This is a genomic window from Thermodesulfobacteriota bacterium (genome assembly GCA_035325995.1).
Taxonomy (GTDB): Bacteria; Desulfobacterota_D; UBA1144; order Nemesobacterales; family UBA2774; genus JADLGH01.
The window spans coordinates 1-23,401 of the sequence record DAOKYU010000019.1 but is presented as its reverse complement, the minus strand read 5'-3'; the positions used below and the strand labels follow the sequence as shown (position 1 = coordinate 23,401).

General features: G+C 58.6%; 13 protein-coding genes. 8 read left to right on the top strand and 5 right to left on the bottom strand.

Annotated elements, in window-relative coordinates; genetic code table 11:
• The first annotated feature begins 479 nt into the window (after positions 1-479).
• Positions 480-2,297 carry an excinuclease ABC subunit UvrC gene (gene uvrC / locus PKC29_14745; GenBank protein ID HML96678.1) on the top strand — a complete coding sequence of 606 codons (1,818 nt, stop codon included), beginning with the start codon at positions 480-482 and terminating at the stop codon, positions 2,295-2,297.
• 617 nt (positions 2,298-2,914) lie between these two features.
• Positions 2,915-3,400: a VOC family protein gene (locus PKC29_14740; GenBank protein ID HML96677.1), complete on the top strand. Its 486-nt coding sequence runs from the start codon at positions 2,915-2,917 to the stop codon at positions 3,398-3,400.
• 2 nt (positions 3,401-3,402) lie between these two features.
• Here PKC29_14740 and uvrB read toward each other — a convergent pair whose 3' ends face one another.
• Entirely contained in the window at positions 3,403-5,427 is a 2,025-nt protein-coding gene (gene uvrB / locus PKC29_14735; protein ID HML96676.1) for an excinuclease ABC subunit UvrB, read from the bottom strand.
• Between the two features lie 326 nt (positions 5,428-5,753).
• Here uvrB and PKC29_14730 point away from each other — a divergent pair, with 326 nt between their 5' ends.
• Entirely contained in the window at positions 5,754-10,130 is a 4,377-nt protein-coding gene (locus tag PKC29_14730) for a DEAD/DEAH box helicase (protein HML96675.1), read from the top strand.
• A gap of 257 nt (positions 10,131-10,387) precedes the next feature.
• The gene (locus tag PKC29_14725; protein HML96674.1) at positions 10,388-10,573 is read left to right on the top strand and encodes a hypothetical protein; all 186 of its coding nucleotides are present in this window, start codon (positions 10,388-10,390) and stop codon (positions 10,571-10,573) included.
• A gap of 16 nt (positions 10,574-10,589) precedes the next feature.
• On the opposite strand, the gene PKC29_14720 is transcribed toward PKC29_14725, so the two are convergent.
• The 3 genes from PKC29_14720 to PKC29_14710 all read right to left on the bottom strand — a co-directional run bounded on the left by PKC29_14720 (position 10,590) and on the right by PKC29_14710 (position 13,957).
• Positions 10,590-11,051 (bottom strand): peroxiredoxin, encoded by a 462-nt coding sequence (locus PKC29_14720; protein HML96673.1) that lies wholly within the window; start codon positions 11,049-11,051, stop codon positions 10,590-10,592.
• Positions 11,052-11,587: 536 nt separating this feature from the next.
• Positions 11,588-13,057, bottom strand: a complete 1,470-nt coding sequence (locus PKC29_14715) for a DUF853 family protein (protein ID HML96672.1) — start codon at positions 13,055-13,057, stop codon at positions 11,588-11,590.
• Between the two features lie 66 nt (positions 13,058-13,123).
• Positions 13,124-13,957, bottom strand: coding sequence for a deoxyribonuclease IV (locus tag PKC29_14710; GenBank protein HML96671.1), 834 nt, complete (start codon positions 13,955-13,957; stop codon positions 13,124-13,126).
• Between the two features lie 837 nt (positions 13,958-14,794).
• On the opposite strand from PKC29_14710, the gene PKC29_14705 reads away from it, so the two are divergent.
• From PKC29_14705 to PKC29_14695, 3 genes are read left to right on the top strand one after another with little or no spacing between them, the layout of a single operon-like run.
• A complete protein-coding gene (locus tag PKC29_14705; protein ID HML96670.1) occupies positions 14,795-15,868 on the top strand; it encodes an HlyD family efflux transporter periplasmic adaptor subunit in 1,074 nt (357 codons plus the stop codon).
• Complete coding sequence (gene rbbA, locus PKC29_14700) at positions 15,865-18,657, top strand: ribosome-associated ATPase/putative transporter RbbA (GenBank protein HML96669.1); 2,793 nt, start codon at positions 15,865-15,867, stop codon at positions 18,655-18,657. The genes PKC29_14705 and rbbA overlap by 4 nt, the downstream gene beginning before the upstream one ends.
• 3 nt (positions 18,658-18,660) lie before the next feature.
• Positions 18,661-19,782: an ABC transporter permease gene (locus tag PKC29_14695; protein ID HML96668.1), complete on the top strand. Its 1,122-nt coding sequence runs from the start codon at positions 18,661-18,663 to the stop codon at positions 19,780-19,782.
• A 181-nt stretch (positions 19,783-19,963) separates the two neighbouring features.
• Here the strand turns inward: PKC29_14695 and PKC29_14690 are convergent, their stop codons facing one another.
• The gene (locus PKC29_14690) at positions 19,964-21,853 is read right to left on the bottom strand and encodes a potassium transporter Kup (GenBank protein ID HML96667.1); all 1,890 of its coding nucleotides are present in this window, start codon (positions 21,851-21,853) and stop codon (positions 19,964-19,966) included.
• A gap of 319 nt (positions 21,854-22,172) precedes the next feature.
• Here PKC29_14690 and PKC29_14685 point away from each other — a divergent pair, with 319 nt between their 5' ends.
• Positions 22,173-22,691 (top strand): hypothetical protein, encoded by a 519-nt coding sequence (locus tag PKC29_14685; protein HML96666.1) that lies wholly within the window; start codon positions 22,173-22,175, stop codon positions 22,689-22,691.
• Positions 22,692-23,401: the final 710 nt, after the last annotated feature.

Genomic DNA, 23,401 nt, shown 5'->3' with positions numbered 1-23,401 from the left:
TCCTCTTATTATTCTATCCCGGAGAATTCCTGCCCCGAATTACTTAACATCTACAGCAATGACGGATTAAAAGACGAGATCCTGAATTAAATTCAGGATGACGGAAAGGTGGAGTCGCGGCTGAGTGCCGCGACGTCGGATTCATGCACGCGAGGCGTGCTGGATTCCCGATACAAGCATTCGGGAATGACAGAAATTTGGAGGTTCCTCGCTTGCTCGGAATCGTTGCGGGAATGACACACACATTGTGTGTTTTTCGACGTAGCAATGCCGGCGATTCAAAGCGGCAGACGTGTGGCGGGCGCTGCCTGCGAGATTTCTCGCGTATGCTCGAAATGATAAGAAGAGGTTGCTTCGTCGCTACGCTTCTTGCAATAACGCATATATCGTCCGTTTTAGGATAAATCGGAAACCTAAACCTCTATGAACCCTTTGTTCTAACTTGCCTATACCGGAATTCTTTTTAACCTTAGTAAGTTATGAGTATCGATAAAGAAAAGGCGAGCACGGTTCCGTCTTCGCCGGGGGTTTACCTTCTCAAGGACGGGAAGGGGAGGTCGCTTTACGTGGGGAAGGCGAAGAATCTAAGGAGCCGGGTCTTTTCGTATCTCAACGACGGAGAGGAGCCGGCGCGGCCGCATATCGCCTATCTGATGGGCGAAGCTACCGACCTCGATTATTTCGTAACCCGGAACGAGCGCGAGGCCCTCATGCTAGAAAATTCCCTCATAAAACAGAAGAAGCCGAAATACAACATAAGGCTCCGCGACGACAAGAATTATTTGTCGCTGAGGCTCGATCCGAGGGAGAAATTCCCTCGCCTCACGCTGACGAGACGGGTGCTGAAGGACGGGGCTATTTATTACGGGCCGTTCGCCTCATCGGACGCCCTCAGGAAAGCGAAGCGGCTCATACACAAGGTGTTTCCGCTTAGAGACTGCACGGACGAGAAATTCAGGCGGCACGCGGTGCGGCCGTGCCTGAGCTATTACATGGGGCAGTGCCTAGGGCCGTGCGCCGGGAAGGCGTCGGAAGAGGAGTACCGGGAGGTCGTCGAGCGCGTGAGGATGTTTCTTAAGGGGGAAAAGGGGCGGATCCTCGATATCCTGAAGGAGAACATGGAGAGGGCGTCGGAGGAGACGAGATACGAGGACGCGGCGCACTACAGGGACCAGGTGAGGCTCCTCGAAAAGAACCTCGAGGCGGAGATGTTCATAACGCCCGATACGAAGGACAGGGACGTCGTCGGGTACCACAGGGAGGGGCGGCACGTGGAGTTCGCCGTGCTCTTTTCGAGGGGCGGGACGTTTATAGACAGGGTCGAATACTCCTTCAGGAATACTGCGGGGACGGACGAGGAGCTTCTGAGCGAATTCCTGTCGCAGTTTTACGGCGGGAACAGGTTTATACCGGGCGAGATACTCGTCCCGGCGGAGGTCGAAGACAGTGAGGCGCTTTCGGAATGGCTCTCGGAGAGGCGCGGGCGGAAGGTGGTTATAGAAGCCCCGGAGAGGGGGACGAAGGCACGGCAGGTGGAGCTTGCTGCCCGTAATGCGCTCGAAAGCTTCCAGAGAAAGCACGCGAAGGAGCTCGGGGAGCTGGACCTCCTGGAAAGGCTGGGGACGTCGCTTCAACTGGAGAAAGCGCCAATATCCATTGAATGTTTCGACATATCGAATACGCAGGGGGATCTGGCTGTCGCGTCGCTCGTCAGGTTCGAGAACGGAAAGCCGGCCAGGGACGGGTACAGGACGTACAGGATAAAGACGGTCGAGGGACCGAACGACTACGCGATGATGAGGGAGGTCCTGTCCCGGAGGCTGACTAGGGCGGAGGAAGCGGGGTGGGAGCCGCCGGATTTGATTCTCATAGACGGGGGAAAGGGGCAGCTCAACATAGCGCACCAGGCGATGGCGGATCTCGGGTACGAGGATGCCGTGGGGCTCGCCTCCATAGCGAAGGGGAGGTATGAGGGGGAGAGCGACAAGATTTACATATACGGGAGGAAGAATCCGCTAGTTTTTTCGAGGAATTCGCCTGTGCTGTTCCTGCTTATGAGGGTGAGGGACGAGGCGCACAGGTTCGCGATTACTTTTCATAAGAAGCTCCGGGGGAAGAGGGCGCTCAAGTCGGAGCTCGACGACATTCCCGGGATAGGCGCCAAGAGGAAAAGGGAGCTTATAAAGCGGTTTGGGAGCGTCGTCAGGCTCAGGGCGGCGACGGTGGAGGAGATTGCGGCCGTTCCGGGGATTAACAGGAAACTGGCGGAGGGGCTCAAGGAGAGGCTGGGGGGGTGAGCGTGCGAAGGAGGGGTAAAATCCCCCCTCGTTCCCCCCTTTTTCTAAGGGGAGATGGAAAGAGAGATTTCTCGCGTGCGCTCGAAATGACATATTTTTACATGAACCCTTTTTGATTTGAAAAACAATGGAATGGATTGGGCTGATTTATCCCCCTCCCCCTGACCCTGTTTTGGTTTCGGTTGCTTTCGAGCGGTACTGGATGGATTTCTCTGCCGTCGGCCTGGGGTGTCCGAATGCTCGCTTGCTCGCATCCACTCCACGAGGGGAGAAGGAAGGAAAAAGAGAAAGCCAGGGACAAGGGATAGATCCTGAAACAAGTTCAGGATGACGGATTAAAAGCAAAAAATTAAAAGACTGGATTCCCGATTGAGACATTCGGGAATGACAGCACTTGATGTAACCCCCACCTTAATCCTCCCCCCTTTGGGAGGGGGGAGGAAATATATTAAAAGCAAAGGTAAAGCTAAAACAATCTGAAATTAATTCGGTGGTCGTGCATCAAACAGGGTAGGGCGAGAGGGGTGTCCTTTCAGGGATATCTTTTTCGTCGTATAAGCAGCCGGAAATGCGGAAGAGGGGCGTATCCGGTAAATTCATCGTAAGGAGCTGAAATTATGGCAAAAGTTAAACCGATACCCGACGGGATGCATACAGTTACGCCGCACCTCGTATGCAAGGACGCTGCCAAGGCTATAGATTTTTACGAGAAGGCGTTCGGCGCGAAGACGGTCGCGAGGCTCGACATGCCGGGCGGGGGGAAGCTCATGCACGCGTGCCTACACTTAGGGGATTCGGCCGTGATGCTGGCGGACGAGTTCCCGGACTGGAACTCGCTCGGGCCGAACAGCCGGGGCGGGACTACGGTCGTTCTGCATATATATGTCCCCGACGCCGACGCCTTTTTCGAAAAGGCGATCAAGGAGGGGGCCGAGGTGGTCATGCCGCTCGGGGACGCCTTCTGGGGAGACAGGTACGGGCAGTTAAAGGACCCGTTCGGGCACGTATGGTCTGTCGCGACGCACGTGAAGGACCTTACCCCGGAGGAGATAGCGGAAGCGGCGAAAACGGCGATGAGCGAGGGGTGCGGCGACAAAAAATAGGGTCAGCCGCCCTGTTGAGGGCCTTCTTTCGGGCTCCCGAGGTATTTTATCTCGAGCTCGCGGAGCCTTTTTATCTGGTCGCGCTTCTTTGCGGCAGTTTCGTATTCGAGGTTCTTTGCGGCCTCTTTCATCTCCCTGTCGAGGGCGGTTATCGTGGACGATATTTTCTCCGGGGGGACATCGAGGTCTTCGTTAACCGTTTCGAGCGGGACGGTGTAGTAGTCGGCCTCGTATATGGTCGAGAGTATGTCCGTTACGGATTTCTTGATGCTCCGGGGCGTTATCCCGTTCTCTTCGTTGTATTTTTGCTGTATGGCCCTTCTCCGCTCGGTTTCGGACATGGCCCTCGCCATCGATTCCGTGACCCTGTCGGCATAGAGGATCACGCGTCCGTTGACGTTACGGGCGGCGCGTCCGAATATCTGTATGAGGGAGGTCTCCGAGCGGAGGTAGCCTTCCTTGTCGGCGTCGAGTATCGCGACGAGCGAGACCTCCGGAATGTCGAGGCCTTCCCTGAGGAGATTTATGCCGACGAGGACGTCGAACTTTCCGAGCCGGAGGTCCCTTATAATCGCTATCCTTTCGAGCGTGTCGATGTCCGAGTGGAGGTACTTCACGCGTATGCCGAGCTCGCGGTAGTACTCGGTGAGGTCTTCTGCCATTCGCTTCGTGAGCGTCGTGACGAGCACCCTTTCGCCGGCCTCTGTTCTCTTCCTTATCTCTTCGAGCAGGTCGTCTACCTGGTTGTCGGCCGGCCTGATCTCGATTTCCGGATCGGCGAGCCCCGTCGGGCGGATTATCTGCTCCGTTATGACGCCGCCGGTTTTTTCGAGCTCGTAGGGGCCGGGGGTCGCCGAGACGTATATGACCTGGTTCACCCTTTCCTCGTATTCGCGGAAGTTGAGCGGCCTGTTGTCGAGCGCCGAGGGGAGCCTGAAGCCGTGCTCGACGAGGCTCAATTTCCTGCTCCTGTCGCCCTCGTACATGGCCCGGAGCTGGGGTACCATCTGGTGGCTTTCGTCGATGATGAGAAGGAAGTCGTCCGGGAAGTAGTCGAGGAGCGTTGCCGGGGGCTGGCCCGGGAGGCGTCCCGAGATGTGGCGGGAGTAGTTCTCGATGCCGGGGCAGAAGCCCATGTTCGTTAAAAGCTCGAGGTCGAAGTTGGTTTTCTCTTCGAGGCGCTGCTTTTCGAGCATCATGCCATGCTCTTCCAAATACTTGAGCCTTTCGGCGAGCTCGATCTTGATGTTTTCGATGGCCATTTCGTGTCTGTATTTGGGGGCGGCGTAGTGGGAGCCGGGGTATATCGCGGCCTTGCCTATGGAGCGGATGGTCGTGCCGCGTATCGGGTCTATCTCCTTGATGGAATCGATGACATCGCCGAAAAATTCAATTCTTACGGCCGTGTTGTCGTGGTGAGAGGGAAAGACGTCAACGACGTCGCCCTTTACGCGGAAGGAGCTTCTGTGGAGATCGAGCCCTGTTCTTTCATATTGGACCTCCGAGAGGCGGGCGAGGAGCTTGTCGCGGTCCATTTCCATGCCCTCTTCGAGCATTATGAGGAGGCCGTAGTAGTGCTCGGGGGCCCCGATGCCGTATATGCAGGAGACGCTGGCAACGATGACAACGTCCCGCCTTTCGAAGAGTGAGGTCGTCGAGGCGTGGCGGAGCCTGTCTATGTGCTCGTTTATCTGGGCGTCTTTTTCTATATAAGTGTCGGTCGAGGGGATGTAGGCCTCGGGCTGATAGTAGTCGTAGTAGCTGACGAAGTATTTGACGGCATTATCAGGGAATATGTCCTTGAGCTCGCCGTAGAGCTGGGCGGCGAGGGTCTTGTTGTGGGCGATGATTAGGGTGGGGCGGTTTACGTTGGCGATGACGTTTGCGATCGTGAAGGTTTTGCCGCTGCCCGTGACGCCGAGAAGGACCTGGTGCTTGTCGCCCCGGAGGAGGCCCTCGGTGAGCTCGCGAATGGCCTCGGGCTGGTCGCCCTTGGGGGAGAAGTCGCTCGTGATTTTGAAGTCCATAGGGGAAGAGTTTAGCACATGGGGGAGGGGGGAGCCCTTTGGAGGGAGGGGAAAAGAGAAAGCCAAAGACAAAGGATAGATCCTGAATGTTTTGGTTTGATTTACCATTGAGCAGTACTGGATGAGCTTCCGTGAAGTCGGCCCAGGGCGTCCGATTCCTCGCTCGCTCGAAATCATTGGGAATGACGGAACTTGAGGTAACCCCCATCCTTGACCTTCCCCCTGGAAGGGGGAAGGAAGTAGCAAAGGACGTGCGGGGGTAGGTAGTGATGCCGTTCTTGTAAGTCGATTTCCTGCAGGCGTGGCCTGCCGTTTATAATAATAGGATGGCGTTCGAGATATTTCATCCTGCCGTGGGGGCGTGGTTCGGAAGGGAGCTTGGGGCTCCGACGGAGGTTCAGGAGAGGGCGTGGCCGGAGATAAAGAAGGGGAGTAATGTCCTTATCGCCGCGCCTACCGGTTCCGGTAAAACCTTGGCAGCGTTCCTTTCAGCTATAGATGGCCTGGTGAAGGAGGGGCTCGAAGGCGGGCGCAACGACAGGACGCAGATCGTATACGTCTCGCCGCTGAAGGCCCTCAGCAACGACATAGAGAACAACCTTCAGAGACCGCTTAAGGGGATAATGGACGAGCTGGCCGGGATGGGGCTTACGGAATTCGAGATAAGGGCGCAGGTGAGGACGGGCGACACGCCGTCCGCCGTCCGGACCAGGATGACGAAGAAGCCCCCGCACATACTGATAACGACCCCCGAATCCTTGTACCTGCTCCTTACGGGAAAGAACGGGAGGGAGATGCTTTCGGGCGTGAGGACGCTGATAGTGGACGAGATACATGCGATGGTCGGGAGCAAGCGCGGCTCGCACCTGTCGCTTACGGCCGAGAGGCTTGAGGCCCTCGTGCCGGAGAAGCTGAGAAGGATAGGACTTTCGGCGACGCAGAAGCCGATAGAAAAAGTGGCAAGCTTCCTTACCGGGAACGGGGCCGAGGGGGAAGGGCGGCCGGACTGCACGATTATAGATTCGGGGCACAAGAGGGAGCTCGAGCTTTCGGTCGAAATCCCGGGATCGCCGCTTACGGCCGTCATGTCGAACGAGGTGTGGGAGGAGGTTTACCAGAGATTAGAAACGCTTATAAAGTCGCATAAGACAACGCTGATATTCGTGAATACGAGGCGGCTCTCGGAGCGGATGACGCACAACCTTACGGAGAGGTTCGGGGCCGAGGTCATCGCGGCGCACCACGGGAGCATATCGAAGGAGATGAGGCTCGACGCCGAGAGGCGTCTGAAGTCGGGGGAGTTAAAGGCGATAGTAGCTACCGCGTCGCTGGAATTGGGAATAGACATAGGGCACGTGGATCTCGTGTGCCAGATAGGCTCGCCGAGGGAGATATCGACGTTCCTCCAGAGGGTGGGGCGCTCGGGGCATACCGTGAAAGGGACGCCGCGAGGAAAGGTGTTTCCGCTCAGCCTCGACGAGCTCGCGGAGTGTGCCGCCCTGCTGGATGCCGTGAGGCGCGGGGAGCTCGACAGCATAATAATGCCGGAGAAGCCGCTCGACGTTCTCGCGCAGCAGATAGTGGCGGAGGTGTCGTGCGGAGAGTGGGACGAAGAAGAATTGTACGCGCTCTTTAAGAGGGCCTATCCGTACAGGGAGCTCACGCGGGCGGAGTATGACGACGTCGTGAAGATGCTGTCGGAGGGATTTGCGGCGCAGAAGGGTCGGCGGGCGGCGTACATACGTTACGACATGGTGAACGGGATGCTGAGGCCGCGGAAGGGGGCGCGGATTGCGGCGATAGTGTCGGGCGGGACGATACCCGACAGCTTCGACTACGACGTGATTCTGGAGCCGACGGGGACCTTTCTCGGGACGGTGAACGAGGACTTCGCCATAGAGAGCACTGCCGGGGACATTTTCCTCCTGGGCAACCATTCGTGGCGGATAATACAGGTCGTCGGGGGGAAGGTGAGGGTCGAGGACGCCGGGGCGCTCCCGCCTACGATTCCGTTCTGGTTCGGGGAAGCGCCGGGGAGGAGCCCTGAGCTGTCGTACGCGGTATCGAGGCTAAGGGAAGGGATATCGGAGAAGCTCGGGGACCTGAGCTGGCTAAGGGAAAAGGACGACGCGCTCGACGGGATGATGGGAGACTCGTGGAAAAGGGATGCAATAGAGCACGTTGTTAAAACTACCGGGCTCGGCGAGGAGGCCGCCGATCAGCTCGTCACGTACATGGCCGTCGTGAAGGCCGCGCTCGGCGTGATACCGACACAGAAAAGGCTCGTTCTCGAAAGATTTTTCGACGAGGCCGGGGCGATGAACCTCGTCATACATTCGCCGTTCGGGAGCAGGATGAACAGGGCGTGGGGGCTTTCGCTTAGAAAAAGGTTCTGCAGGAAGTTTAACTTCGAGCTCCAGGCGGCGGCGACCGAGGATTCGATCATACTGAGCCTTGGTGCGACGCACAGCTTTCCGCTGGAGGAGGTTTACCACTACCTCCATCCGGGCAGTGTCCGGCAGGTGCTGACGCAGGCGCTTCTCGATGCGCCGATGTTCGAGGTGAGGTGGAGGTGGAACGCGAGCACCGCGCTTGCTGTCTTGAGGAGGTGGACGGGAAAGAAGGTGCCGCCCGCGATTCAGCGCATACATTCCGAGGACCTGATTGCGCAGGTGTTCCCGGACCAGATAGCGTGCCTCGAAAATATTGTCGGCGAGAGGGAGATACCGGAGCATCCGCTCGTGAGCCAGACGATCGGCGACTGCCTCAACGAGGCTATGGACATAGAGAGCCTCGAAAGATTATTGACGGATATACATGCGGGGAATGTCGAAACACTGGCGCGGGATTTGCGGGAGCCTTCGCCGCTTTCGGAGCAGGTGCTTAACGCGAGGCCGTATTCCTTCCTCGACGACGTGCCCCTCGAAGAGAGAAGGACGCACGCCGTTCAGAACAGGAGATGGCTCGACCCGAAGGAGGCGGCCGAGCTCGGGCAGCTCGATGCCGGGGCTGTGAGGGGTGTTAAAGAAGAAGCCTGGCCCGAGGCGGAGAACGCGGAGGAGCTTCACGATGCGCTGGTGCTGACGGGATTCATTACGGAGAACGAAGGCGAGACAGGCGACGCCGCCGGCGGATGGAAAGAGTATTTCGGGGAGCTGACAAAGCAGGAGAGGGCGGCGGAGCTCAGGGTTGGAGAAAAGGTTTTCTGGGTGGCTGCCGAGAGGCTCCATCATATGAAGGCCGTACACCCGGACGGTGTGCTTGTGCCGGAGATAGATATTCCGGAGAGGCTTAGGGGCGCTGAGGTGACGAGGGACCAGGCGCTCGTCGAGATAACGCGGGGGCGGCTGGAGGCGCTCGGGCCCGTGACGGCTGGGGTTCTTGCCGGAACGCTCGGCGTGACGGAGGCCGGCGTGGAGAGGGCGCTCGCGATACTCGAAGGGGAGGGGTTCGTCTTCAGGGGGCATTTCACCCCGGGTGAAGAGGGGCTCGAGTGGTGCGAGAGGAGGCTCCTCGCGCGCATACATAAGTACACGATGACCAAGCTCCGGCGGGAGATAGAGCCCGTGACGGCAGCGGATTTCATGAGATATCTCTTTTCGCGGCACGGGGTAGACGGCGAGGACAGGCCCGAGGGGGTGGAAGCGCTACGGGGAATACTCGGGATGCTGGAGGGGTTCGAGACGCCGGCGGCGGCGTGGGAGGGGGATATTTTGTCGGCGCGCATGAAGGGCTACGATCACGGATGGCTGGATACGCTGTGCCTTTCGGGAAGCGCCGTCTGGGGGAGATTCAAGGCGCCCAGCGGGAACGGGGGCAAGAGGCAGGGGCCGATAAAGACGACCCCCGTGACGATAGTGAGAAGGACGAACCTGGGCGTGTGGAGGAAGCTCGCTCAGGGCTCGGACGGCGAAGGGCTTTCGCGGAGGGCGGCCTCGGTGCTGGAATTCCTGGGGACGCGTGGGGCCTCGTTCTTCGACGAGATAGTGGATGGCGTGAAGGGGCTCCGGACCGACGTCGAGGCGGCGATAGCGGAGCTCGTGGCGCACGGGATGGTGACGTCCGACAGCTATACCGGCCTCCGGGCGCTTCTCGTGAGCTCGAAGTACAGGACTTCTGCCGGAAGGAGGAAGAGGATAAGCTTCAACATGGAGGGCGCGGGGAGGTGGTCGCTCATACGCACGGGTGAGGACGGGGAGAGGACGGCTGCCGACCTCCGGGCGCTCGCGATGGTGCTGCTGGAAAGATATGGCGTGCTTTTCAGGAGGCTCGCGGAGAGGGAGAGCTTTTCGCCGCCGTGGAGGGATCTAGTTAAGGCGTTAAGGCTGATGGAATTAAGGGGAGAGGTGAGGGGTGGAAGGTTCGTAGACGGCGTGTGGGGAGAGCAGTTCGCGCTGCCGGAGGCAGTCGCGGGCCTCAGGGAGACGAGGCGGAGGGCGAAGTCGGGGACGCTCGTTTCGATAAGCGCAGCCGATCCGCTCAATCTGACCGGGATAATAACCCCGGGGAAGAGGGTATCGTCACTCTACAAGAACAGGGTCCTTTACAGGGACGGGGTACCGGTCGCCGTGAAAGAGGGAGAGGAGATAAGGATTATTTCGGAGTCCGACGCGGGCGACGAGGAATGGAATCTGAAATCCGCGCTCGTAAGAAGGAGCTTTTCGCCGAAGCTGAGGGCGTACCTGGGGAAAGGCGTTGCCTAGGCACGCCGGGCGTGCGGACACCGTCCGCCGGCAACGGAGCACGCAACACGCGCGGGAATCCGATGTAGCAGAGGCAAAATTATCACCACCAACCGCGCATCACTTGCCATGAATCTCCACACTTGCTACGTCATAAAACACACTACGTGTGTGTTAATGCCGGTTTAACCGTTTTATAACCGGCCCTTAATCAGCGCGTGCTTTAATTACGGGCATGAGCGGCGCCAGATTTCAAACAGGGCCGCCGGAGGTGTGGTATGAGTGAAACGAACGCCCTATGGGCGGACGAGAGCAGGGCGGGGGTGGACGCCTCCATGTTACGGGCGAGACGGAAGGCCGAGCACGCCGGCGCGGAAGCCGGCGAATCGTGCCCGGATTGCGGATATGTAATTTCCGCGGCGTCCTTCCCGAAGATCTGTACCTACTTCGGCAGCTCGTTTTGAAGCGAGCCCCGCGGCCTCATTCGAGGCCGAGCTCTTTTACCTTTTTCGCAATCTGGTCCGCGTGGCCTGCAGTATCGACCTTGGTCCAGATGTGCCTTATTATCCCCGATTTGTCTATGAGGAACGTCTCCCTTTTCGCGGAGCCCGAGGCGCTTTCGACGCCGTAGGCTTTTACTATCTTCTTGTCATTGTCGCTGAGGAGCGGGAAGTTGAGGGAGTGTTTGTCGCGGAAGCCCTCGTGGGATTTTACGCTGTCGGTGCTCACGCCGAGAACCTCGACGCCGAGCGCTTCGAGCTCGCCGTAACCGTCCCTTATGGAGCAGGCCTCCTTCGTGCACCCGCCGGTGTAGTCCTTCGGATAGAAGTAGAGGGCGACCGTTTTCCTGCCGTGAAAATTGCTGAGCTTTATCTTTTCGCCGCCGTAGGTTTCGGCTTCTATGTCAGGCGCGGCGTCACCGGCCCTGAGCGTCTCCGACATGTTTTGTTCCTCCCGGACGATTTTGGAATGGAGTATAACACACATTGTGTGCTTTAAGACGTAGCAGGGCTGGTGATTCATTGTGCCGTCCGCACGATGAATAATTAATGTGTCAGATGCCGATATGTCGTAGGTGTCGGCGGACACAGTCCGCCCTTTTCCTAAGGGGGGTAAAAGATAGATTTCTCCCTGCGGTCGAAATGACAGGATGAGATTGCCACGGTCGCAGAAGACGCTCCCTTGCAATGACAGAATAGAACGACCTCTTTTCGAATATTCAGTGCAGATGCGGGGGAGAGTGTCCCCATTACTTAAAGAAGAATATGAAATATGCTTTTTTTATCCACACGTATTAAGGTGACGGTTTAAAACCCCCGTTTAAGGCATGAAAATGACAGCAGAGGTGGAAGAATCCGGGGGCGTTTTCGGACGGAATGTCAGTGAAAACAAATGCTCAGGGGCGGGTACTTAAAGCCGGGCTTCAAGAATGCCGCAATATGTCTTTATTGTTGCTGGAATAAGCCGTGCCGGGTTCGTCAGCGGCGCTTTCCGCCGAGCATGGAGCCGAGAACTCCGCGCACGATCTCTGTCGCTATTTGTCTTCCGGTGGTCGCTAATTGTCTTCCGAACGAGCGCGCCGCGGACTTGGCCGCCGTCTCAAAAATGGTATCCCTGGGACGGCCCGGTTTCCTCTTCGGCGGGGGAGGGGGCGCTGCCCTGGCGTCTGCCTCTGCCCTGGCCTGTAATTTTTCGTAGGCCGATTCGCGGTCGATGGTTTCTTCATAGTGGCCGTTGATCGGGGACGCAGTGATGGTTTCTTTACGCTCTTCGGGTGTGACGGGCCCCATACGGCTGAAAGGCGGGCGAACGATTGCGCGCTCGACCACTTCGGGCCTGCCTTTGGCGTCGAGGAAGGATACGAGGGCCTCGCCCACGCCGAGCTCTGTCAGTATCTGCTCGGTGTCGAGGGCGGGGTTCGGCCTGAACGTCCCGGCCGCCGCCCTGATAGCTTTTTTGTCGCGCGCGGTGTACGCCCTGAGTGCATGCTGGACCCTGTTCCCGAGCTGGCCGAGTATGACGTCGGGGATGTCGAGGGGGCTCTGCGTGACGAAGTAGACGCCGACGCCCTTCGAGCGGATGAGGCGGGCGACCTGCTCTATCTTGTCGAGGAGCGCCCTGGGGGCGTCGTCGAAGAGGAGGTGGGCCTCGTCGAAGAAGAATACGAGGACGGGCTTTTCCGGGTCGCCGACCTCGGGGAGCTGCTCGAATAATTCGGAGAGGAGCCAGAGGAGGAACGTCGAGTATACGCCCGGGGAGCGGATCAGCCTGTCGGCCGCGAGCACGTTTATCGTCCCGCGGCCCGTTTTTTCGTCCACTGCGGTGAGGTCGTCGAGCTTGAGAGCGGGCTCTCCGAAAAATATGTCGCCGCTTTCCTCTTCGAGCCTGAGAAGGCCCCTCTGTATGGCACCTATGCTGGGGCGGGAGACGTTACCGTATTCGGTCGTGAAGGACGAGGCGTTGTCTCCCACGAACTGGAGCATGGACCGGAGGTCTTTAAGGTCGAGGAGGAGAAGTTTTTCCTCGTCGGCGATTTTAAAGACGAGCGTGAGGACGCCCGATTGCGTGTCGTTGAGTCCGAGTAGACGGCCCAAGAGTAGGGGGCCCATCTCGGATACCGTCGTCCTGACCGGGTGCCCTTCCTCGCCGAAGACGTCCCAGAACGTGACGGGGCTTCCCTCGAAAACAAAATCGGAGAGACCGAGCGTTTGTATGCGTTCCGCTATTTTCGGGTTGTCCGTTCCGGGCCTGCTTATGCCCGAGAGGTCGCCCTTGACGTCGGCGACAAAGACCGGGACGCCCAGCCTGCTGAAGTTCTCGGAGAGGACCTGGAGCGTGACCGTCTTGCCGGTGCCCGTCGCGCCGGCGATGAGCCCGTGCCTGTTGGCCATGCGGGGGAGGATGAAGAGATCGCGGGTTCCTTTCGCGGCTATGAGGGGCTGGCTCATGTATCTATGATTACTTTTCCGTGGGGGATTGTAAAGGAGGGATCGGATGCCGGGGCGGATGCCGGCCTATTTCTTCCGCAGGCTCTTAAGGAGCGCTATATCCCTTTCGACTTCCTCGGGCGGTATCTCGACTATCATGTCGAGGCCCTTTAGGAGCGGATGATTCACGATGGCCCTGAATCCCGCCGTGCCTATCTTTCCCTCGCCGATGTGCTCGTGGCGGTCTTTCTTTTCGCCGAGGGGTATCTTTGAGTCGTTACCGTGAAGGAGCCTTATGCGGGCCGGGTCTATGAGCGAAGAAAATTCCCCGAGCGTTTTCTCGACCGCGGCTTTGGTGCGTATGTCGTAGCCCGAGGCCAGGAGGTGGGAGGTGTCGAGGCAGACGCCGAGCCGGGGGTTTTCGATTTCGTTTATTATGCGGGCGAGCTCGGGGAAAGAGTCGCCTATGGTTTCGCCCTGGCCGGCCGTGTTTTCGAGGAGGAGCTCGGTCGTGAGGCTGCCCGAGTCTTCGAGTATGGCGGCTACGCCTTCCACGACGCGGCCGACGGCTACGGAGCGGTCGATGCCCTTCGAGCTCCCGAGGTGCGTCATGACGTACTTCGCGCCGATGAGCGTGCCCCGCTCGAGCTCTTCCCGTATAATGCGGACGGAGGATTCGCGGAGGGCCGGATTTTCGGACGCGAGGTTGATATAGTAAGGGGTATGAATGAAGTAGTCGAAGAGACCGAAAGCGGCGCAGGAGCTTTTGAAAGAGGCGACGATAGAGTCTGTCAGGACCGGCGGCTTCCCGCCGCGCGGGGAGCGGGAGAATATCTGGAAGCATTCGCAGCCGAGGGCGTGGGCGCGCGCCGGGGCCTTGTCGATACCCCCGGCGATGGAGACGTGACAGCCGAATTTCATAGAGGTAGTAATTTACCGGATTTGGAGAGATTGTGGAGGAATTCTAGTTCCGCTATTGCACGCCGCTTTATTTCCAGTCTTTTCTTTATCCCTATCATTTAAAAGGCGCGCTCAAAAGATTAAATATAAAAGCGATTGCAATAGCGGAACTACAGAGTGTATGAAGCGCCCCATATCGCGTGGGATCGAGCGTCCGATAAGATATCTTATGTTAACTAGGATGGGAGGGCCTCGTATAGGCATTTTCCGGCCCTTTGTTGGAGGGAGGAGGAAGATAGATGTCGAATAGATCTCCGGCTTCGCAGGCGGGATGGCTACAAAAGCAAAGAATGGATTCCAGCCTCCGCTGGAATGACAGAAAAAGAAACAACTCCAAGAAAATCTCCCCTTATCCTCCTTTTTCTAAGGGGGGATGGAAAACAAAGGCAAGGATGGAAGACGAGATCCTGAAACGAGTTCAGGATGACTGAAAAAAAGATGACGGAAGAGTGGAGTCGCGGCGGAGTGCCGCGATATCGGATTCATGCACGCATGGCGTGCTGGATTTCCGATTAAGGCTTGGTACTAAAGAAGCAGGTTTTGAGCGGTACTGGATGAACGTCCGCGAGATATGGGAACGGCACCCAATTCCTCACTCGCTCGGAATCGTTGGAAATGACACCACTTGAGGTCACCCCAGCCTTCACCTCCCCTCTTCCAAGGGGGAGGAGAGATTTGTCGCCCGTCCCGATCAAGATTTTTCAGGAATAATGCGAGCGTTTTCAGCCACACCTTTACGCTGTACACTGATTGAGGCGTGGATGCTTCCAATTTCGGCCGACCTAAAGAGGTGGAACAATGATCAAACTGAACAGGGCCTGGCTGCTGCGGATCGCCCTCGTCGTGCTTGCGGGCTTTATCGCTTTCTATGCCTGGAGGGCCCTAAGGCCGAACGGGCTGCCGGAGGGATTCGCCGGCAGTAACGGCAGGATAGAGGCAACCGAGATAAACGTCGCCGCAAAGATGTCGGGCCGGATCAAGGAGATCATGGTCAACGAGGGCGATTTCGTAACGGCCGGAGAGGTTCTCGCCGTTATGGATACCGCCGTTCTCGAAGCGCAGCAGAGGGAGGCTGAGGCGCAGCTGGAAAGGGCGCTTATCGGAATTGTGACGGCCGAGGACCAGGTGACGCAGCGAAAGGCCGAAAAATCCACCGCCGAGGCCGTGGTCGCTCAGCGGAAGGCCGAGCTCAGCGCCGCGCAGAAGCGCCTTTCGCGCACGGAGAAGCTGGCCGAAAGAGGGATCGTTCCCGCCCAGAAGCTCGACGACGACCGGGCCGATCTCCAGAGGGCGAAGGCGGCGGTAAGCGCCGCCGACGCGCAGGTAGCGGCGGCCGAGGCCGCCATCAGCGCGGCGAGCTCGCAGATAGTCGCGTCTAAATCCGAGGCCGAGGCCATGCGCGCCACGATACAGCGCATAAAGGCCGACATCGACGACAGCACCCTCCGCTCGCCGCGCGACGGGCGCGTCCAGTACCGGGTGGCGCAGCCCGGAGAGGTGCTGAACGCGGGCGGCATCGTGCTTAACCTCGTCGATCTCAGCGACGTTTATATGACCTTTTTTCTCCCGACGGAAGACGCGGGACGCGTGAAGCTCGGCGCGGAGGCCCGCATCATACTCGACGCGGCCCCGCAGTACGTCATCCCGGCCAAAATAACCTTCGTCGCGGACGTGGCGCAGTTTACGCCCAAATCCGTGGAGACGGCCGAAGAGCGCCAGAAGCTGATGTTCAGGCTCAAGGCCCAGATCCCCCCCGACCTCCTGAGAAAGCACATAGAGGACGTAAAGACCGGGCTCCCGGGCATGGCCTACGTGAGGCTCGCCCCGAACGCCGAATGGCCGGCCGGGCTAGAGGTGCGCCTGCCGCAATGAGTGAGCCGGGCGGCACGAAAGACGCCGGTAGTATTCCGCCGGTCGTCAGGCTGCAGGACGTGGGGCTCCGGTATGGCAAGGTGCAGGCGCTGGACGGCGTCGGCCTCGACTTCCCCGGCGGGGGCATGGCCGGGCTCATCGGCCCCGACGGGGTCGGTAAATCGAGCCTCCTTTCCCTTATCGCCGGGGCGCGGTCAATCCAGGCGGGAAAGGTCGAGGTGCTGGGCGGCGACATGGCCGACGCCCGTCACAGGAGCGAGGTGCGCGGGCGCATCGCGTACATGCCGCAGGGGCTGGGAAGGAACCTCTATCCGACGCTTTCGGTGACGGAGAACATCGACTTTTTCGGCCGCCTGTTCGGCGGCAGTGACGGCGAGCGTCTCCACCGCATAAAGGTTCTGACGAGGGCCACTGGGCTAGGGGATTTCCTGGACAGGCCGGCGGGGAAGCTCTCGGGCGGCATGAAGCAGAAGCTCGGCCTCTGCTGCGCGCTGATCCACGACCCGGACCTCATAATCCTCGACGAGCCGACGACGGGCGTCGATCCGCTATCGCGCAGGCAGTTCTGGGAGCTCGTGGACACCATACGCGCGGCCCGGCCGGGGATGAGCGTCATAGTGGCCACCGCCTACATGGAAGAGGCAGCGCGGTTCGACCGCCTGGCCGCCATGGACGGGGGGAAGGTACTCGCCGACGGGACCCCCCGTGAGCTCCTGGAGAGTACGGGGGCGCAGTCCCTCGAAGAGGCGTTCATCGCTCTTCTCCCCGAAGAGAAGCGACGCGGCTACAGGAAGGTCGATATCCCTCCCCGCACCGAGGAGGCCGACGGCGAAATCGCCATCGAGGCCGAGGGCCTGACGAAGCGCTTCGGGGATTTCACTGCGGTCGATCACGTGAGCTTCAGGATAAGCCGGGGGGAGATCTTCGGCTTTCTCGGGTCGAACGGCTGCGGCAAGACAACGACCATGAAGATGCTTACGGGTCTCCTGCCCCCGACAGAGGGCCGGGCGCGGCTCTTCGGGAAGGAGGTGGACGCGAACGACCTTGCGACGCGCCGGCGCGTGGGGTATATGTCGCAGTTCTTCTCGCTCTACACGGAGCTTACGGTGAGGCAGAACCTCGAGCTCCACGCGCGGCTGTTCCATGTGACCGCCGGGGAGATCCAGGGGCGCGTGAGGGAGATGATAGAGCGCTTCGATCTCAAAGGGACGGAGGACATGCTGCCGGATACGATGTCGCTCGGCCACCGTCAGCGACTTTCGCTGGCCGTGGCGATGGTCCACAAGCCCGAGATGCTGATACTGGACGAGCCCACGTCCGGGGTCGATCCCATAGCGCGGGACGCCTTCTGGCGCATACTGGTGGACCTTTCGCGAAGCGGCGGCGTGACGATCTTCATATCGACCCACTTCATGAACGAGGCCGAGAGGTGCGACCGCATATCGCTCATGCACGCCGGGCGCGTGCTCGTCGCCGATACGCCGGAGGGCGTCGTGAAGAGGAGCGGCGCCGGGACCATCGAGGAGGCGTTTATCAAGTATCTGGAGGAAGATTCCGCGGGAAGGGATGCCGTAAGAGCCCCGGACGGGACGGACGAGCTGGCCAGGGTCCTTTCCGCGAAGGACGGGGCTTCGAATGCCGGGGTTAAAGGATTCAGGCGCTTTTTCGACACGCGCCGCATGCTGAGCTACGCCCGGCGGGAATCGCTGGAGCTCAGGCGCGATCCCGTCCGTCTTACGCTCGCCCTCCTCGGGAGCGTAATCCTGCTGTTCGTGATGGGGTACGGGATCAACATGGACGTCGAGGACCTCTCGTTCGCCGTTCTCGACAGGGACCAGACGGTAACCAGCCGGGATTACACGCTTAACCTCGCGGGCTCGCGCTATTTTGTCGAGCAGCCGCCCATAACCGACTATGCCGACCTCGACCGCAGGATGCGCTCGGGCGGTCTGAGCCTGGCGATCGAGATCCCGCCGGGATTCGCACGCGACATCGCACGCGGGAGCCCGGTGGAGGTCGGCGCCTGGATAGACGGCGCAATGCCTACGCGGGCGGAGACCGTACGCGGGTACGTGCAGGGGATGCACGCCCACTGGCTGGCCGTAAAGGCGCGGGAGCTCGGGCGGGGGAAGGAAGCGGAGGGGCTCATAAATATCGAGACCCGCTTTCGTTATAATCCCGACGTCAAGAGCCTCGTCGCCATGGTCCCGGCCGTGATACCGATCCTGCTACTGCTTATACCGGCCATGCTCGCGGCGCTGAGCGTGGTGCGGGAAAAGGAGCTCGGCTCTATAATAAACTTTTACGTTACGCCGACGACGAGGCTCGAGTTCCTGACGGGAAAGCAGCTCCCCTACATCGCGCTGTCCATGCTGAGCTTCTTCATGCTCACGCTGATCGCCGTCGCCATCTTCGGCGTGCCGCTCAAGGGAAGCTTTTTCATCCTGACCGCGGGGGCGCTGCTGTATGTAAGCGCCGCCACCGCCCTCGGCCTTTTGATATCGAGCTTCATGCGGAGCCAGATCGCGGCCATTTTCGGCACCGCGGTACTGACGATACTGCCGGCGGCGAGCTTCTCCGGAATGATCGACCCCGTGTCGTCCCTCCAGGGCGCGGGCAGGTTCATCGGCGAAATCTACCCGACCACCTATTTCCTTATCATATCGCAGGGGACGTTTTCCAAGGCCCTCGGTTTCGAAGATCTGCGGAGCTCCTTCGTCCCGCTGGCAATCGCCGTGCCCGTGCTCCTCGGATTATGCGCGGTCATACTGAGGAAGCAGGAGACCTGACCGATGCGCGCCTCGAACATCTTTTATCTCGGCATCAAGGAGCTCCGGAGCCTCGCCCGCGACCCGGTCATGTTCGTCCTGATCGTCTACGCCTTCAGCTTCGCTATATATACGGCGGCGACGGCAATGCCCGAGACGCTCAACATGGCCCCTATAGCCATAGTAGACGAAGACCGCTCGCCCCTTTCGTCCCGGATCGTCGGGGCATTCTATCCGCCGTACTTTTTGCCGCCGGAGCTAATCGACCAGTCGGAGATGGACGCCCGTATGGACGCAGGGCTCGATACGTTCGCGCTCGATATTCCCCCGGACTTTCAGCGGGACATGCTGGCCGGGAGGCGCCCGACCATACAGCTCAACGTGGACGCGACGCGCATGAGCCAGGCATTTACGGGGAGCGGCTATATACAGACCATGGTCAACGACGAAGTGCGCGCCTTCGCGCAGCGTTATGGGGACACGGCCGAGCTGCCCGTGGAGCTTACGCTGAGGGCGCGCTTTAACCCCCAGCTGAACAAGTCCTGGTTCGGCGCGATAATGGAGATTATAAATAACGTGACCATACTCTCCATCGTGCTGACAGGGGCCGCCCTCATCCGGGAGCGCGAGCACGGGACCATAGAGCACCTGCTCGTAATGCCCGTCACGCCGTTCGAGATCATGACGAGCAAGGTCTGGGCGATGGGGCTCGTGGTGCTGGCGGCGTCTATGTTCTCGCTGGTCGTCATCGTACGCGGGCTCCTGTCGATACCCATCGAGGGCTCGATCCTTCTCTTTCTGGCCGGCGCGGCCGCGCAGCTCTTCGCCACGACGTCGATGGGGATATTCCTGGGCACCATAGCCCGTTCGATGCCGCAGTTCGGCCTCTTGTTTATACTCGTACTGCTGCCGCTGGAGATGCTGTCGGGCGGCACGACGCCCCGGGAGAGCATGCCGGACGCAGTGCGGTATCTCATGCTTGCCGCGCCGAACACGCACTTCGTGATGCTCGCCCAGGCTATCCTATACCGCGGTGCGGGATTCTCCGTCGTCTGGCCGCAGTTCGTCGCCATACTGGCTATAGGGGCCGCGTTATTCGGTATTGCGCTCGCGCAGTTCAGGAGAACTATAGGGCTCATGGCTTAATCGGAAGAGAGATTGTCGCGGTCCGCAAATCCCCCCATACCCCCTTTTTCTAAGGGGGGATCAAAAAGCAAGAATGGATGTTTTACGACGCAGCAATACCGGAGATTCATGGCACCATTCGCGCAAAAAGCGATAACAGCACTATCCCGGCATACGTCGATTTCCTGCAGGCGTGGCCCGCCTAGATCTCTATCTGAAGGCCGATCTCTATGACGCGGTTGGGCGGGACGTTGAAGTAGTGCGTGGCCGGCAGCATGTTCCGGGATAGAAAGGCGAAGAGCCTCTTTTTAAGCCTCTCCAGGCCGTGGCCGCGGCCCACTATTATGGTTTCGCGGCCGAGGACGAACGTGAGCTCGTTTATCCTGCATTCGATGCCGAGGTCACGGAGGTATTCCAGCACGTGGAATATGTCGGGCCTTTCGAGAAACCCGTAATTCGCGATGACCCTCACGAAATTGTGCCCGAGCTCCTCGACCTTCATCTTGTCGGCGCCGTAGACGCGCGGGACGGCCTCGGTGTATAGCGTCAGGATTATTATGCGCTCGTGGAAGACCTTATTGTGCTTGAAGTTGTGAAGGAGCGTTCTCGGCACGCCGTAGGGATTTTTCGACATGTAGACGGCCGTGCCCCGTACGCGCGGGACGTCTTTTAACATGGGGTCGGAGAGAAAGACTGAAAAGGGTATCTCTTCTTTTCTGAACTCTTCCTGTACGAGCCGCCGCCCCTTTACCCACGTTATGATTATGAAGTAGACGATTATGGCGATGAGATACGGGAACCATCCGCCCTGGTCGAGCTTGATTATATTCGCCCCGAAGAAGACGAGGTCGACTACGAGCATGAAGGAGGTGAGGAGGAGCGCCGCCGCGAGATTCCATTTCCATACGGAGACCGAATAAATGAACATGAGGAGCGTCGTTATGACCGTGAGGGTCGCTATGGCTACGCCGTATGCCCCGACCAGATTTCCCGAGGTGCGGAAGATGAGGACGAGGAATACCGTGCCGGCAAGCATAACCCAGTTAACGAATGGGACGTATATCTGACCCATCTGCTCGGCCGAGGTGTGAACGACGTTTACCCTCGGGAGGAGATCGAGCTGGAGGGCCTGTGACGTGAGGGAGAAAGCCCCGGAGATGACAGCCTGTGAGGCAATGACGGTTGCTATGGTAGCCATCACGATGAGCGGATAGAGCCCCCATTCGGGAACGAGGAGATAAAAGGAGTTCTCCACCGCTTCGGGACGCGTGAGGACGAGGGCGCCCTGTCCGAAATAGTTGATTAAAAGCGCGGGGAGGACAACACCGAACCACGCGAGCCTGATGGGGAACCTGCCGAAGTGTCCCATATCGGCGTAGAGCGCCTCGCCGCCGGTTACGACGAGAAAAACGGCGCCGAGCACCAAAAAGCCTTGTACCTCGTTGTTAAGAAAGAACTTTATGGCATATAGAGGGTCCATCGATTCCAGTACCGATGGGACTTTGATTATCCATGAGACGCCCAGGACTGCGAGCGTCAGAAACCATATCAGCATTATGGGACCGAACAGAGATCCCACTCGGCCGGTGCCTTTACTCTGGACGAAGAAGATACAGAAGAGGATCAAGAGGGTTATGGGGATAACGTAATCGTGGAACATCGGGGAAGCGATCTTGAGCCCCTCGACGGCACTCAGGACGGATATGGCGGGGGTAAGCATGGCGTCCCCGTAAAAGAGCGCCGAGCCGAAGATGCCGAGTCCGAAAACGAGCCTGCTTATTTTTTTTTCTCTTCCGTAGTAGGGAATAAGGAGCGCAAGAAGCGCGAGTATACCTCCCTCGCCCTGGTTGTCGGCCCTCATGACGTAGATCGCATACTTTAGCGAGATGACTATCATAAGCGACCAGAAAATGAGGGAAAGTATGCCGAGCACGTTCTCGTGGAAGGGTTCTATACCGTATCTCAGGGAGAAGCATTCCCTGAATGCATAAAGCGGACTCGTCCCGATATCGCCGAAGACTATGCCGAGCGCAACCAGCGCGAGGATGGAGTTTTTGCCGACTAACGATTTCGATGGCTCAAAGCTTTTCATTGATTCCGTTTTAGCCGACTATGGAAACGACGCTCTTATAATACTACAAATCCACAAAACCGCCATTTAGAAACCCGGACCCGCGGCAGGAATTTTTTTACGTCTACTATTAAAGGGAAGTCGTGCGTGATAGAATAAGGGGCGAGCTTCGCAAAAGGCAAAGGGCTAGGCGCAGGTTTTCGTCAGTCCGGATTCGGAGCTCGCGGGGACCCAGGCATACATTAAATCAAACGGCTGAAACAACGCGGCGGGGAGGCTCTTCTTTCCGCCCGCGTATACGTTTCCCGTTCCATTTGTCCGAGGCATCAGGGATTTCGAAGTGGACAGGGAAGATACGAGCTTACATCCCAAGAGCATAGTCTCTGCGTACGGCGACCTGCTGGCGCAGGTAAACGAGCACGAAAGACCCGAGTCGCTGAAGCTCCTGCCCGGAGCTCTTCCGGAGTCGCTGCTTCCGTTCCCGCAGGAAACCATAAGGCACGCTCTCGCGATCTATCTCCTTCACCAGGACTATATAGAGGAAAGGGACATAATCGAGGATGCCTATTCATTCCTCGATAACTTCATACCCGACGAGGAGTACGAGCTTTTCTTCTCGCTCCAGACGTCCATGGAGGAAAAGGACCACGCCGAGCCGGGGCCCGGAGGAAGATGGAACCGGGATATCTCGTATACGATGTCGCTCCTCAGGATAAGGACCAAAAGGATGAAAAAGAGAAGGAAGCAGGCCTCGCAGGAGCTGAAGGCGCTCAGGCGCATAATAGGGCTTCCGGACAAGATATTCCTCCAGGGCGATGACGAGGCCGAAGAGGCGCTCGAGCTCGAGCTTAATCTTTAACCACCCTGCCCTTTTAAGAAAAGACGAGATATTGAGTCGATCCCGGATCGCGAGTCCGGAACAGGGCCCAGGATGACGTCTAAACTATTAAATCCCCCCTGCCCCTCCGCTTCGCTAAAGCTACGTCGGACAAGAAAGCTCCGCCCCGACAGGCCTTTTTCTAAGGGGAAGATGAAAAGAGAGATTTCTCGCTGTTTTAATTTGAGGTATTTCCAAGCAGTACCAGATATGCCTTCTTGCAATTGGCAGAGGGCGTCCGATTCCTCACCCGCTTGAAATGACACACATAGTGTGTTTCCCGAAACATAAATATTCATGAACCCTTTTTAATTTGAAAGATTCCTGATTGATCACTGGCGGAAATGGATTCCCGACCCGGCTTCGCCCGTAGGCTACGCCACGGCAAGTACAGCCTTGATACTAAAGAAGGCGGGTTTTGAGCGGTACCGGATAAACGTTTGCGCTTCAAGGTTGTGGCATCCGGTTCTTACGCTCGCTCAGAACCGTTGGGAATGACACAGGCATAGTGTGAGTGTGTTACACGACGTAGCAGGATCGGAGATTTATAGCACGATTCGCACGGCAGGTGATAACTGCGCAGCCTAGCTATGCCGGTCGCCAGCGGGCGCTGCCCCCAAATCCCCCTTATTTCCCCTTTGTACAGACCTGGGAGAGTGGTAACAAACGTTCGGGGACATAGGTAACACTTT